The sequence below is a fragment of the Streptomyces sp. SID11385 genome (genome assembly GCF_010548245.1).
GTDB lineage: Bacteria > Actinomycetota > Actinomycetes > Streptomycetales > Streptomycetaceae > Streptomyces.
The window spans coordinates 1-321 of sequence record NZ_JAAGLR010000927.1 but is presented as its reverse complement, the minus strand read 5'-3'; the positions used below and the strand labels follow the sequence as shown (position 1 = coordinate 321).

The 321-nt window shown below is 80.1% G+C and carries 1 pseudogene; it reads left to right on the top strand.

Annotated features, from left to right (window positions below):
* Nucleotides 1-321, top strand: a pseudogene (locus G3I42_RS28270) (PucR family transcriptional regulator); the annotation flags it as partial.

The following is a 321-nucleotide window of genomic DNA, read 5'->3' as shown; positions in this document are numbered from 1 at the left end:
CCGGCGACGGGGCTGCTCCTGCCGCTCGTGATGAAGCTTCCCGAGACGACGGGCGCGCTCGCGCCGGGCGGTGGCTGGGGGCAGCTCGTGCGGGCCGTGCACGAGGAGTTGAGCGGGCTCGGCGTGCCCGTGCTGCTCGGGGTGCGGCCGGTGGAGGGGCGGGTGCCGTTGCTCCTCGGGCTGCGCGAGGAGGAGGAGCGCACGGGGCTCGCCGACCGCGCCGCCGCCGCGTTGCGGGCGGGTACGGAGCGTGCCGGGCTGCTGCGGCCCGGCGCCCCGGAACCCGTCGTCGTCGTGGGCCCGGCGGGGGGCTGGGCGGCG